We start from the raw sequence: 12,908 nt of genomic DNA, 5'->3' as shown, positions 1-12,908 counted from the left end.
GGAGAACGGTATGAGACCGGCGGTTATTATGATTCTTACCCGGTGTTGTTTGATATAACTAATCCTCTAGCGGTGACAAAACGTGATCCTGTATCTCCTAACTATTCAAATTATGCCTTTGCTGCGGCTGGAAACTACATGATTGTAGCTGCAGAACGGTCTGGGGTTACCTTTTGGAATGTGGCTGATATGGCACATCCTCAGCCTGTGGGCACTTATGTTAATCTCCCAGGATCCTATGCTTGGTCGGTTGCAGTTAGCGGAAACATCGCCCTGGTCGGTACTTCGGCTTCTTACCTGAATGTGATCGATCTTTCTTATGACAACTCCTTAAGTGTGATTGGTTCCGTACAAACCACAACCCCTGTGGGATCAACAACCGAAATTCGGAGTATTGCTATCCAAGATAATTTGGCTTTCTTAGCAAATGAGGCAGCGGGACTTAAAATTGTCGATATCCGTTCTCCCGGTTTCCCTATTGTATTAAATGGGTATGGTGTATTGCCTGCGGGCGGATCAGCTGCTGCAGTAGCTGCCAATGAAAGCTTGGTGCTCGTTGCCGATTCGGTAAATGGTCTGCTTATTTATGATGCAACCAATGTTCGTTCTTGGACCGGTGGTCAGTCTCGTATTTGGCCTTCCAGCCCAAGTGGCGGAGGCGCCTATGATGTAAAGCTCCGCGGAAACTATGCCTATGTTGCTCGGGGAGCTTTGGGGCTCGACATATGGGATATATCTAATCCTTACAGCCCCATCAAAGTTGGTACGTTTATCGCAGATGGTTTTGCTCCGATCCAAATTACTCTGTACAAAAAACAGCTCTATGCTCTGGATGGGAATGGTAAGCTGTTTGTTTTGAATCTGGTGCCATAGCGGTTTTCCGTACAGGAGAATGTTATGAAAAAGTGGTTATATAATCTGGCATTGACCTTTGTGGTATGGATGACGGCGCCTATCTCAGCCCAACAGAATTCTTCTATTAATTTTAATGAATTGTATCGGTTCCCTCTTTCTGTGGGCGTAGATTATATAGGACTGCAAGCTCTGTCGGGTTTTCCGTCGGATTTTGTATTCCGTTCCCTAGGGTCGGAGCTTCGAGTCCCTATTCCATTCAATCCAGTTGTGCAAACTCTTTTTGGAGTGTCTCAGATTTCGGTAACCCAGAATGGCAGCACCGGTACTGGTTTTTGGGATCATTCTGTTTGGAGTGGTCTGGCAGGATTTCTCTTAATAACAAGGTTTTCTAAGAACTTTGAGCTTGGAACAGGTGCTGCTGCTGGTTTTGGTTATACCTATTTCCAGAACCTGGATCCAGCAGGTGTTGTCGGTTCTCCCCTTATATTCGCACAGGGGGAACTACGGATAAGTTTAATTCCCTCTTATAACTATTCGGTAGATCTAAGGCCCACAATTCGATATAGCCAAAGCCTAGGCCCCCTCACAGAATTTAACGGTTTTTCGGTGGGGTTCGGCTTTGGTGTAGCCTATCGTTTTGGTCAGGATCCTGACAGTACGGCGGCTTCGGTGCGGGCATTTAGGATCGGTTCAGGGAAAATGCCCAATCTCTTTGCAGCCATGCAAAGCTACTATGCTAATCAACCTTTTGGGATTATTGAACTGGTAAATGAGGACCGTTTAGAACTGCAGAATGTAGAAGTATCATTTTTTCAGAGTGGCTTTATGGATGCCCCAACCCCGCTGGCGATGATAGATCGGGTCCCTGGAAAATCCGCTGTTTTCATTAATTTGATCGCCTCCTTTAACCAAGAAATATTTAAAACTGAAGGTATTACACCGCTTACTGGGGAACTTCTTGTAAGCTACCGCTACAAGGGCCGGGCAGTGGAACAGAGATTCCCTCTTGCCTATGAATTGTATGATAAGACAAGTATTATCTGGGATGATGACCGGAAGGTTGGGGCATTTATCACTCCTTCCGATTCTGCACTGCGTAATTATTTATCCTTTGTGCGGCAGTCTTTGAAAAGTGAGGCTATAGCTCAATTTAATGAAAATCTGCAAACTGCAGCTCAAATATATGCTGCCTTGGTTAAACTAGGGCTTATCTATCAATCAGATCCAATATCTCCTTTTGTAAAAGCCCAGGAAAAACAGTCAGTACTCGATTCGGTAAGCCTCGGCAGAGATACACTGCGGCGGGGAACCGGTGACTGTGATGATCTAACGGTGTTGTATGCAAGTCTGCTCGAATCTGCGGGTATAGAAACTGGCTTTATTACCGTACCTGGCCATATCTATGCTATTTTTAATACAAAAGTTAAAAGTAGAGATTACCGAGAACTCCATCCTGACAGAAGTATGTTTCTTACCGTAAGCGACACCTTGTGGATTCCAGTGGAAGTTACTTTAATCGGTAAGCAGTCTTTTTACGATGCTTGGATAAAAGGGGCTGAACTGTGGAACCTTTATGAAAAAGACCAAAATAAACGGGCTTTTTATCGGACCGCCGATGCTCAGAAACTATTTAGGCCGGTTGCCCTGCGTGAGTCGGATCTGGGATTGCAATACGGAAGTCAGGAATCCCTCGCTGCTCTATATAAGACAGAAATATCCCGTGTTGCCGATGGTATTCTTCAGCCCCTCGCAGATTTAGCAAATAAAAGCAATAATAAACAGGATTGGACTTATCTGGGTGTCGCTTATGCTAAATTCGGCCGTCTAAAGGAAGCCGAGACTGCTTTTAACCGGGTCATGAAAATAGACCCTAATTCAGTGAGTGTTCAGGTTAATCTGGGCAATATTGCATATTTGCAGCGGGATTACCGAAAAGCTGTCATCCAATATCAGGGAGCATACAATTCACTTGTTAAGCAGGGAAAACAGGACAGTCTTACGGCTCAAAAAGTACTTATTAGTCTTTCAAAGACCTATACAGGAATGAAAGATTTTGCCCAAGCTAAGCAGGCATTTGAAAAAGCAAGTGCTATAGACAGCAGCCAAGTTAGAGAATTCGCGTATCTTGCCCAGGTTGGAGCAGGACAGGATACGATCAGAGGCGACAGCCAGGCTGATACGGTGTTGTTTATAATAGAAGATTAACAGACCTTCTTCTTGTACTCAGCAAGGCTTAGAGTTAACCCGCCGGTCTTGCGGCGGCAGGCCCTGCTGTGATACAAAGGGGTATGTTCACCATATTTACAAACTATTCAGGCGAACTCGCCGCCCTAGGGACTTCCCTTTGCTGGACCGTAACGGCCCTTGCCTTTGAATACGCGGCAAAACGGATCGGTTCTTTAGCCCTGAATATACTCAGGCTTTTTGTGGCACTCATCATTTTTATGACCATCAATCTGGTACTCCATGGACAGGCTATACCCCTGGATGCGGGAGCCACCGTTTGGTTTTGGCTCACATTGTCGGGCCTGGTGGGGTTTGTCTTTGGGGATATTTTCTTATTCCAATCCTATATTGATATTGGCGCTCGGACTGCCCAGATTATCTTTGTTTCTTCTCCCTTAATCACAGCCTTGCTGGGTTTCCTCTTTTTAGGGGAACGGATCGGCCCGCGGGGTATTATTGGCATGCTGGTGGTCGTCTCTGCCATTGCGTGGGTCATTTTAGGGAAGGCTAAAGACAAGCCCCAGGAAATGCCAGAGAATGGTGAGCGGAAACCGCATCACCACCGTATCAGGGGAACTCTTTTTGCTTTCTTTGGCGCCCTCGGGCAGAGTGGCGGCCTTATCCTGTCTAAAATCGGTGCACCTCACTATGACCCCCTACGGGCTACCGAAATCCGGGTGATAGCCGGTTTTTTGGGCTTTCTGGTGATGGCGGCGGTGCTTGGGAAACTGGCCGAGCCGGTGCGGGCAATTGCCAACAGGCCCGCCCTAAAAGCCCTCAGTCTGGGTGCCTTCTTCGGACCCTTTCTTGGGGTAAGCCTGGGGCTCTTTGCGGTCCAGCGGGCCAATACGGGGATTGCAGCCACCCTTATGGGGCTTACACCGATTCTTATCGTGTTCCCATCGGTTATTTTGTACAAAGAAAAGCTTACGCTTCGGGAGGTCCTGGGTGCACTCTTTGCGGTGCTGGGCCTTACCCTGCTGTTTCTGTCTTAGCGTGGAGGTTGCCATGTTCTTTTTTAACAAGGATCTTAAAGCTCTGCGGCTTGATGAAAAGTCGGAACGGACTATCAAGGCCCGTGGGGGCAGTTTGATGGCCTCGGAAATGCATTTTGCCCCCGGCGGGGTTGGGGCTCTCCATAGCCACCCCCATGAGCAGATTGTGTATGTGCTGGAAGGGGAAGCCGATTTTACCTTAGGGGACGAGACCCGGCGGATCGCTCAGGGCGATTCGATCTATGTGGCTCCCCATGTTGTTCATGGCGTGGTGGCCCTCACCGAATTCCGGGCCCTTGATGTATTTTGTCCCCAGCGGGAAGATTTTTTAAGGTAATATTGATGAACACCCTTAACCCCCTTGAAACCCTTATTCCAGCGCCGAAGCATGCTATCGTTTCCGGTTCCCTTTTTTATGCTGCAACCCTTACTCTGGATGGTGATGGCGATTTTCTCCCTCAGATGCGCTCTCTTCGGGACGAAATTCTTTCATCCTTCGGCGAGACCGTACTGAGCCCTCAAAGCTCCGCCGAGGAGTTTGAATACTTTGAAAAACAAACCCATGATGAGACACCCCTGTGGGGAGCTAATTTCAGGAGGGAAGCCGCCCCGACTGTATCGGTACGTCTTCGCTGGGCCGATGCGGATACTTGGCAGAACCGGCTTACCGCAGCGTCTTTCGCTGTCCCCAGCCAAAATGGTGCATATCTCCTTGAGATCTCGCCTGGGGGCATTGAAATGCTTATTTTCCGTTCCAGCCCTGCTGAGGCGGCCGAAGCTATGGCGGCCACCGCCCCAGTGGTATCGGCACCGGCAGCTATACCGGTGACCGCAGCGACCGCAGCCGAAGCAGCCGCGGCCGCCTGCGCCACCCTCATGCAGCTATTGTACCTGGGCTGGGATGGCTGGCGCTTTAGGCTTCCGTCCTGCAGGATACTCGATTGGCCAGAACTTTCCTGGCGGGGCCTTATGGTGGACAGCGCCCGCCATTTTATGTCCCTTGCGGAACTCAAAAAAACCTTGAGCATGGCCTGGCTCTACAAACTAAATCGTTTCCATTGGCACCTCACGGATGACCAGGGCTGGCGGCTCGAACTCCTTACCCTGCCCGAAGCAACTGGTTCTGGCAGCACGAGGCCCGGCGGAGACCCGAACCGGAATGGTTTTTATACCCAGGAGGATGTCCGTGACCTGGTGGCCTATGCAGCGGACCGGGGTATTACCGTAGTCCCCGAATTGGACCTTCCCGGCCATGTGCAGGCTGTGTTAGCGGGCCACCCCGAATTTGCCTGCACCCCTGGACCGCACCAGGTCAGGACCGAGTGGGGCATTTCGGAAGATGTGCTCTGTATGGGTAACCCTGCGGGTCTCGCCTTTACCCTGAAAGCCTGGGACGAGGTCTGCGAGCTTTTCCCCGGGCCCTATGTGCATATCGGGGGTGATGAGGTTCCGACGACCCGCTGGGAGCAGTGCCCGAAATGCGCTGCCAAAAAGGCAGAGCTGGGACTGAAAGACTGGATAGACCTGCATGGCCATTTTGTGGCCGCCGTAGCAGACCATTTAGCTAAGAAGGGAAAGATAGTCTTTGGCTGGGACGAAGTACTGGATTCATCTCTGCCGAACAAGGCCCATGTGGTGCATTGGCGGACCTGGCTTACAGAACAGTCCCTCAAAGCCCTAGCGCAGGGCCGTTTGCTCATCAGGAGTCCCTTCTTTCCCTATTATCTGGATTTCGTTCAGACCGATGACCGCAGCCAAACGCCGGGGCTTGCCTACCGCAGTCCCGATGCGGCAAGTCTCCGCCGGGTTTACGAGTATGACCCCTTTGCGGACCTAGGTACCTCTGCACCGAGCGGCTTCCTCGGGATTCAGGCTAATGCGTGGAGTGAATATATCAGGGACGGCCGCCGCCTTGAGTTTATGTTGTTCCCCCGGCTCATTGCGATAGCAGAAACCGCCTGGAACGGCAAGCAGCGCGCAGCCTACGAAACCTTTACACGCCGCCTTGAGGCGGGCCATACAGGCCGACGGGGTATTCTGGTTCAGCGGAACATCAACTACTGTCCTTATTATGAGTGATAAAAATCGCTTTACTATTGCTGACTGGAAGTCCTGGCCGCCCAACGAGCGGTGGGAACTTATCTCCGGAATCGCCTACAATATGAGTCCCGCGCCACGGGTCCCTCACCAGGAAAAAGCATTTGATTTAGCCTGTAAATTGGGAAACTATTTAGAAGGTAAACCCTGCAAAGTGTATATGGCTCCTCTGGATGTGTTTTTAGAAGAGGATGCCGAAACGGGGGACACTGTTGTAGAGCCCGATGTGTTTGCCCTCTGCGATACAAGCAAAATACAGGAATACGGTATTCATGGTGCGCCGGATTTTGTAGCTGAGGTGCTTTCAGAAAGTACGGCTCACAAGGACTTCGGTATAAAACGGGATCTCTACAAACGGGCCGGGGTTCGGGAATACTGGATTATTCACTCCGATACGGGTTTTGTTTATCAATATATTCTTAAAGACGGCCGCTTCGGCCCTCTGCAGGAGTACCGGAAGGGCGAAACGGTAAAAAGCGCGGTGTTCCCGGATTTTTCATGGATCTGCCCATAAGTAAATTGGGGCTGCTCTCAACCCTACCTGTTTTTATCCCTCTCCCTTGCTCCGCGTGGGGGCTTTCAGTATACTAAAAAACCACATTACTTTTTCAGGATGGACACACATGAATGCAGCACTTGAAACCTTAAAAGAGCGGGGCTTTTTTCAGCAATGTACCGATGTAGAAGGCCTTTCCAAAGCCATGGACGAGGGCCCCATTACCTTTTATGTGGGAACCGATCCCACTGGTCCAAGTCTGCATATCGGGCACATGGTTCCTTTTTTTGCCTTTAAGCACATGCTCGCCGCGGGGCACCGGGGTATAGCCCTTATCGGCGGCGGCACCGCCCGGATCGGGGACCCTTCGGGCAAGACAGAAATGCGTAAAATGCTTTCCTATGAACAGCTCGATGCCAATGCGGCCTCCATCAGCGCCCAGCTGAACCGCTTTCTCGGCGGCTTTGACGGAAAGCATGCCCTCACAGACAACAATAAAAACTGGCTTGCGGACCTGAATTATATCGATTTTCTCCGGGATATCGGCCGGCATTTTTCCGTAAACCGGATGCTCAGCTTTGAAGCCTACCGGATGCGGATGGAAACGGGGCTTTCGTTCATCGAATTTAACTACCAGCTCCTCCAGAGCTATGATTTTCTTGAATTGTACCGGCGCCACGGCTGCCGTCTCCAAATCGGCGGCGACGACCAGTGGGGTAACATTGTGGCGGGCATTGAACTGATTCGCCGAGTCGAAGGGGCCGAATGTTTTGGCCTTACCTTCCCTCTGGTGACCACCGCGGACGGCAAAAAAATGGGCAAAACTGAAAAAGGAGCCCTCTTTTTAGACCCCGCCATCACGAGCCCCTATGATTTCTTCCAGTATTGGCGGAACGTGCAGGATGCGGACATAGAGCGCTTCCTATTGATGTTTACCTTCCTGCCGGTGGCGGAAATCCGCTCCCTTGTTGCGCCGGGAAAAAATCCCAACGAAGCCAAGGAACGGCTGGCCTACGAGGTAACCGCCCTGATTCACGGAAAAGAAGAGGCCGATAAGGCCCTGGCCGGCGCCCGGGCGGCCTTTGGTGGCGGGGGCGACAAGAGCGCCATGCCCACGGTGGAACTAGACAGAGCCAAATTCGAGATCGGCTATCCTGTGGTAGACCTCTTCTTTGATGCGGGCCTTGCACCCTCTAAGAGCGAAGCCCGGCGCCTTGTGCAGCAGGGCGGCGCCTTCGTGTCCCAGGCTGCATCTTCTGAACTGGAAGCCATCACCGATGTGGCGGCCCTTATCGATACAAACCGCATCCGGGACGGGGAGCTTATTCTCCGGGCTGGCAAAAAACGCTACTGCCGGGTGCTCGTAGGGTAATCTCACCGATACACCGTACACTCCCAGGGGGCGAGGCGGGTATCGTATTCGATGGGGCTGTCGGGCTTCCGATGGGTGGAAAGCAGCACCGTGCCGCCCCGCCTGAACGGGTTTGGCCGCGTCTGGCCCGACACATTGAGCACTACCAACACTTCATCTGCCGCTTCCCCGCGGCCTATCGCCGCTGTGCGGCGTATCGCCGTTTCACGGCGTATCGCCGTTTCACGGCGATAGGCAAGCACGTTCTCCGCAAGGCCCGATTCTACAAACTCGATTGCTCCTTCCCGCAAGGCCGGTTCCTTGTCCCGCAGCCGGATGAGGTCCCGGTACCAGGCGAGCAGCGAAGTTCCATCCCGCTCCTGGGAGGCCACATTGCGTTCCTTGTAATCAGGATTCACTGGCAGCCATGGCTTCCCGCTTGTAAAGCCCGCTGCGGAGCCATTGTCCCACTGCATGGGGGTGCGGGACCGGTCCCGGCCGGGATGGAAGGGATAGTATTTTTTCCCCAGGGGATCCTGCAGGTCCTTGCGACCAATACGGCCGTCTTCCATGCCGATTTCTTCTCCATAATAGAGGAAGGGCGTTCCCCGCTGGGTAAGCAGCAGGGCCGCAAGGAGCCGCTTTTGAGCCTCCTGGTCTGGGCCTGCGCAGAGCCGGCTGGCCGACCGGGACTGGTCGTGATTAGAAAGTACATGACAGGGCCACGCTCCGGGGGAGAGGACTGAGTACCAGGTTTTCAGTACCGAATAAAGATCTGCCGCAGTAAGCTGTATATATATAGTAGAAAAATCAAAGGCAAGATGAAGCAGGTCCTGGCCGCTGCCAATATAGGTAGCCGCCAGGTCCGGGGCATGGACCCCTTCATCGGGATAGACTTCGCCGACTAGCATGGTAGCTTCCGAAGTTCCCGCATAACTGTCCATAAGAGACCTAATCCGGCGGATAATCTCGTAAGTTTCACTCTGGTTGCGGTCGTATTGATGGTGCTGCAGGTCATGCCGGCGCGGATAGGTAAGTCTAAAACGGTAGGGATTGCTGCGGAATAGGGTATCTTTTATAAGGTAATTGATGACATCGAGCCGGAAGCCCTTGACCCCCAGGTCAAGCCAAAAGCGCATTTCCGCGAGCATAGCTTCCTGAACCTGAGGATTCCGCCAGTTTAAGTCCGGCTGCTCTTCGGTAAAAAGGTGCAGGTAATACTGCCCCGTTTCTGGGTCCCACTTCCAGGCGTGGCCCCCGAATGCGGCCATCCAATTATTGGGGTAGCCCCTCCCGAAAAGGCCAGCCTTACCGTCGTGCCAGATATACCAGTCCCGTTTTGGGTTATCCCGGCTGCTTCGGGATTCGATGAACCAGGGATGCAGGTGGGATGTGTGGTTCAGTACCATATCCATAATGATCCCGATCCCGCGCCGGTCCGCCTCAGTCACAAGGCGCTTAAAGGTTGCAAGGGAACCAAAGACCGGATCTATGTCATGGTAATTGGAAATATCGTAGCCAAAATCAAAAAGAGGAGAAGGATAGATGGGCGAAAGCCAAATACCCCGGATCCCCAGGTCCTTAAGGTAGTCCAGCTTCTGAATAATGCCTTCTAAGTCCCCTACGCCGTCACCATTGGTATCCAGAAAACTGCGGGGATAAATTTGATAAATAGGCCCCTGTTTCCACCAGGTTAAATCAGTATTGTTTATTTGCATATTATGCATTGTCATAGCAGCATACTGACTTGTCAATGGAGATTAAAAGGAGTTCATTATTTTTAATATTATAAATTTAAGTATGCGATTATTTGCGGCTGTGCTGCAATCACTGCGGCGAATCAAAGATTTCAATGGAGCCCTTTCAAAACTTGGAAAAATTTTAAAAGGGCTAGAATTTATATATTTAATTAAGGCTGCACACCTTCTCCGTAATAGCTGAGGCTACTTTGTTAGAAATATCTACAATGATATCCCCGGTAATAGCTGTTTTATTTTTTTCTACACCGTAATTAGTCATGACAAAATGATCAAAGGGTATACCCCGAGCTTCAAACTGTTTTTTACCACAGGCTACCGGGCATCCATCAATAACTATATTTCGGTCTGCTCCTTCGGCTGAGGCAATAAAGCCTGAAAGGTTTGCCCCAATCCCTGCCAGACAGGTCATAGAACCAATATTCTCTTTCATCAGTTGTCGGGCTACCTGATCTGCTAAAAATCCGGTGTTAGCAGCTCCCGAACAAGCATAAATTAAGTTTGTCTTACCACCTGAACAAGCACACGCCATAAATACCTCCGTTATCATTAGTAGTATTTAATCCCGCTGAGCAGCGGTGAGATATATTTGTTCTACTTCTGATGGTTTTATAAACCATTTTGTGAGCAGTGCAATTACGATTATACCAATAATATCAATAAACAAACGAGATAATGCGAACCTTGTTCCAAGCGCATGCATCTCAAAAAGTAACATTGGAATCTTCGTAGTAGACCAGGCTCCAATAAAAATCAAAATATTGGAAAAACTAGCTCCTTTTTTCATCAAAATTGATGCAACTGGAAAAGCCCCATATAATGGACCTGCAGCTGCGGATCCTAAAGCAAATGCAATGAGTGTACCTGTAAATCCTGATCGCTCACCCATATATCGGATAAAGGATTCCCGGGGTACCCATACATCTAGAAGACCAAGTAAAAGGAATATGGGTGGGACAACGAGGAACATGGTTGTTGATTGCTGAATAAGTATAGATACTGATTTATGTCTTAAAAAAGGAGAAGAAACTAAAATCAAAATAAATATAATGATAGCAATCAGAGCAAACTTGTATCGAGCAAATAATGTGCTTTTTTTCATAGGTTAACCATCGTTGCGACAAATATAGCTGCCACAAAAGAAAATAAAAGAGCAAGTACATTACGAATAATTGCTATTTTTTTCCCGAAATAGGAGATTTCTATTGGCAGAGTAACAATGCCAACCATCATTAATGTGGATACAAATGTTGCAATTTGCAGCACTCCCGCACCGTTATGGAGTAATTCTGAAGCAGCTGGAAATGCAACAAATCCGGGAATCAGTGTTATAGACCCCAGTAGTGCGGATGTAAGTACGCCCCATACCCCAGATGCAGGTCCAAGATATCGGGAAATAGTTTCTGCATCGAACAACGCAAGTCCTATTGCAATAAAAATGAGCACCACTATAAGTTGTGGTAAAATACCTTCAAAAGCCTTTAATCCTTTTATGAGAGCTTGTTTTGTTTTCTTTTTGTCCTTGATCGCTGAAATACAAAAAAACACAAACGCAATCCCATATAAAAATATAGTATCAATACATTCTCTTTGTTGCAAATATATGCAATTATGAAATATCTTGTCAATAGAAGTTATAGATTGCCTGCATAATATTTCCGTATTACCATTAAACCATGAGCCAGTCAGAACGTCTTCTATATATTAATCGCCGTATCCGCGATTATGGCGGAGTAACTAGCGCCGAGGTCGCCCGCTATTTCGAGGTCAGCCAGCGTCAGGTAAAGCGGGATATCGAGTATCTTCGGGAACGCTGGGGTGCCCCCATCGTGTACCGGCAGGACCGCAAACGATATGAATACGACCAACCCTGGGACAAATTCGATTTTGCGGACGAAAAGTCCCTATTGGCGGTCGCCTTTGTGGAATCAATCCTCAATGCCTATAACTATGTGCCCATCGTTTCCGAGGAACTCATCACCCAGCTTAAAGAACGAATTTCGGGTCCCTACCAAAGTATTATCGCCAAGGTCCGCTACGAACTTCCCGACATGGAACAGATACGGGATGAGGTTACCTATGCCTTTTGCCAAGCCCTGGTCGCAGGGTCTGCCCTGGATATCAGTTATGTTTCGTCCCAGGGAACCGAAAGCCAGCGGACCATTGTTCCCTTACGGCTCATCAACTATGGAGGCAAGTGGTACAGCCTTGCCTGGGACTGCGGCAAAAAGGAACTCAGGACCTTTGCCATGGGGCGGATCCAGTCGGTGCAGCGTAACCGGGACATCCCCAACCAGGAGATTCCCGCGGATAGTGAGATAGAGGCTTTTTTGAACTCCTCCTACGGCATTTTTAAGGGCGCGGCCCAGGAACGGGTGAAACTGCGCTTTTATGGCGGGGCAGCCCGGGCGGTCCGGCACCAGATCTGGCATCCGGACCAGATTCTTACGGAAGTCCTTTCTGTTGATGAACCTTCGCAGCCAGAGGGGCCGGTGGTGGACCTGTCGCTGCCGGTGCGGGATTGGCCAGAACTTTTAGGCCGGGCCCTGCGCTGCGGCCGCTTCTGCGAGGTCTTAGAGCCTCCATCGTTCCGCCAGCGCTGGCAGGAAGAACTCCGGGCCATGTTGACCCTGGCGGAGCGCAGCACCTAACTGCTACACAGCTATTAAGCGGTTTTTATCAAATTTTATTGAAAAAAAATCTTGCAATTTTACGAGGGACATTCTGTGTCCCGCCACCCGAGCTATGTTTGCATCAAGACAAACAAAAGCGGAGGATGGGAAATGGAAATCATCAATATGTATGGCATTTGGTTTTCTGGCGGAGTCTATCTCTTTTCGGAGAGCGCAAGCGGGTCCCTGAACCTGGAGGGCCGTGCTCCCCTTGAAGATCCTGCTTCGGATGCGTCGCCTCAAAAGCTACCGGCGCTACCGCAATTGCCTGTGCTTCCAGAAAGCCTTCGGGGCATGCTTGCTCCGTTGGGCCCCAAAGTTGATGAACAGCCCCTAGTGTTCCCCCATGAACAGGACAATTACTCAACCTACCAATGCGGCGCTCTTTCGGACCATTCCTTTCGTTTTGTTCGCTACCATGCGCCCCTAGGCAAGGCCCCTGCTGCGGAGTGTCTTGCT

At 50.2% G+C, this 12,908-nt stretch carries 13 protein-coding genes; 9 read left to right on the top strand and 4 right to left on the bottom strand.

Annotation, left to right across the window (positions count from 1 at the left end; genetic code table 11):
• From Q7P68_RS12980 to tyrS, 7 genes are all read left to right on the top strand, one after another.
• A partial coding sequence (locus tag Q7P68_RS12980) for an LVIVD repeat-containing protein (protein WP_304226354.1) occupies window positions 1–873 on the top strand: 873 nt, incomplete at its 5' end.
• Between the two features lie 24 nt (window positions 874–897).
• Window positions 898–3,060: a tetratricopeptide repeat protein gene (locus tag Q7P68_RS12975; RefSeq protein ID WP_304226352.1), complete on the top strand. Its 2,163-nt coding sequence runs from the start codon at window positions 898–900 to the stop codon at window positions 3,058–3,060.
• Between the two features lie 83 nt (window positions 3,061–3,143).
• The gene (locus Q7P68_RS12970) at window positions 3,144–4,076 is read left to right on the top strand and encodes a DMT family transporter (RefSeq protein WP_304226350.1); all 933 of its coding nucleotides are present in this window, start codon (window positions 3,144–3,146) and stop codon (window positions 4,074–4,076) included.
• 13 nt (window positions 4,077–4,089) lie between these two features.
• Window positions 4,090–4,413: a cupin domain-containing protein gene (locus Q7P68_RS12965; RefSeq protein ID WP_304226348.1), complete on the top strand. Its 324-nt coding sequence runs from the start codon at window positions 4,090–4,092 to the stop codon at window positions 4,411–4,413.
• 5 nt (window positions 4,414–4,418) lie between these two features.
• Window positions 4,419–6,155 (top strand): beta-N-acetylhexosaminidase, encoded by a 1,737-nt coding sequence (locus tag Q7P68_RS12960; RefSeq protein ID WP_304226346.1) that lies wholly within the window; start codon window positions 4,419–4,421, stop codon window positions 6,153–6,155.
• Window positions 6,148–6,687: a Uma2 family endonuclease gene (locus Q7P68_RS12955; RefSeq protein ID WP_304226343.1), complete on the top strand. Its 540-nt coding sequence runs from the start codon at window positions 6,148–6,150 to the stop codon at window positions 6,685–6,687. Before Q7P68_RS12960 ends, Q7P68_RS12955 begins: the two co-directional genes overlap by 8 nt.
• A 109-nt stretch (window positions 6,688–6,796) precedes the next feature.
• Window positions 6,797–8,041, top strand: a complete 1,245-nt coding sequence (gene tyrS, locus Q7P68_RS12950) for a tyrosine--tRNA ligase (RefSeq protein WP_304226341.1) — start codon at window positions 6,797–6,799, stop codon at window positions 8,039–8,041.
• A 2-nt stretch (window positions 8,042–8,043) separates the two neighbouring features.
• Here the strand turns inward: tyrS and Q7P68_RS12945 are convergent, their stop codons facing one another.
• The 4 genes from Q7P68_RS12945 to Q7P68_RS12930 form a co-directional block, all read right to left on the bottom strand.
• Window positions 8,044–9,747, bottom strand: a complete 1,704-nt coding sequence (locus tag Q7P68_RS12945) for an alpha-glucosidase (protein WP_304226339.1) — start codon at window positions 9,745–9,747, stop codon at window positions 8,044–8,046.
• 178 nt (window positions 9,748–9,925) lie between these two features.
• Window positions 9,926–10,309, bottom strand: coding sequence for a putative zinc-binding protein (locus Q7P68_RS12940; RefSeq protein WP_304226337.1), 384 nt, complete (start codon window positions 10,307–10,309; stop codon window positions 9,926–9,928).
• Between the two features lie 27 nt (window positions 10,310–10,336).
• Window positions 10,337–10,879: a permease gene (locus Q7P68_RS12935; RefSeq protein ID WP_304226335.1), complete on the bottom strand. Its 543-nt coding sequence runs from the start codon at window positions 10,877–10,879 to the stop codon at window positions 10,337–10,339.
• Window positions 10,876–11,376, bottom strand: a complete 501-nt coding sequence (locus tag Q7P68_RS12930) for a permease (protein WP_304226333.1) — start codon at window positions 11,374–11,376, stop codon at window positions 10,876–10,878. The genes Q7P68_RS12935 and Q7P68_RS12930 overlap by 4 nt, the downstream gene beginning before the upstream one ends.
• Before the next feature lie 77 nt (window positions 11,377–11,453).
• Between Q7P68_RS12930 and Q7P68_RS12925 the strand changes: the two genes are divergently transcribed.
• Both Q7P68_RS12925 and Q7P68_RS12920 read left to right on the top strand, forming a co-directional pair.
• Window positions 11,454–12,428, top strand: coding sequence for a helix-turn-helix transcriptional regulator (locus tag Q7P68_RS12925; RefSeq protein WP_304226332.1), 975 nt, complete (start codon window positions 11,454–11,456; stop codon window positions 12,426–12,428).
• A 132-nt stretch (window positions 12,429–12,560) separates the two neighbouring features.
• On the top strand, window positions 12,561–12,908 hold a 348-nt coding region (locus tag Q7P68_RS12920; protein WP_304226330.1), incomplete at its 3' end, for a hypothetical protein.

The sequence above is a fragment of the Gracilinema caldarium genome (assembly GCF_029265695.1).
GTDB classification, from domain to species: domain Bacteria; phylum Spirochaetota; class Spirochaetia; order Treponematales; family Breznakiellaceae; genus Gracilinema; species Gracilinema caldarium_A.
The sequence above is the reverse complement of the archived record's forward strand: the minus strand, read 5'-3'. Positions and strand labels throughout refer to the sequence as shown.

Excerpts from the sequence above, each read along its gene's own strand:
- Q7P68_RS12960 (WP_304226346.1), top strand. The coding sequence starts at position 4,419 with ATGAACACCCTTAACCCCCTTGAAACCCTTATTCCAGCGCCGAAGCAT.
- Q7P68_RS12970 (WP_304226350.1), top strand. The coding sequence starts at position 3,144 with ATGTTCACCATATTTACAAACTATTCAGGCGAACTCGCCGCCCTAGGG.
- Q7P68_RS12955 (WP_304226343.1), top strand. The coding sequence starts at position 6,148 with ATGAGTGATAAAAATCGCTTTACTATTGCTGACTGGAAGTCCTGGCCG.
- Q7P68_RS12965 (WP_304226348.1), top strand. The coding sequence starts at position 4,090 with ATGTTCTTTTTTAACAAGGATCTTAAAGCTCTGCGGCTTGATGAAAAG.
- Q7P68_RS12925 (WP_304226332.1), top strand. The coding sequence starts at position 11,454 with ATGAGCCAGTCAGAACGTCTTCTATATATTAATCGCCGTATCCGCGAT.
- Q7P68_RS12940 (WP_304226337.1), bottom strand. The coding sequence starts at position 10,309 with ATGGCGTGTGCTTGTTCAGGTGGTAAGACAAACTTAATTTATGCTTGT.
- tyrS (WP_304226341.1), top strand. The coding sequence starts at position 6,797 with ATGAATGCAGCACTTGAAACCTTAAAAGAGCGGGGCTTTTTTCAGCAA.
- Q7P68_RS12935 (WP_304226335.1), bottom strand. The coding sequence starts at position 10,879 with ATGAAAAAAAGCACATTATTTGCTCGATACAAGTTTGCTCTGATTGCT.
- Q7P68_RS12945 (WP_304226339.1), bottom strand. The coding sequence starts at position 9,747 with ATGCATAATATGCAAATAAACAATACTGATTTAACCTGGTGGAAACAG.
- Q7P68_RS12975 (WP_304226352.1), top strand. The coding sequence starts at position 898 with ATGAAAAAGTGGTTATATAATCTGGCATTGACCTTTGTGGTATGGATG.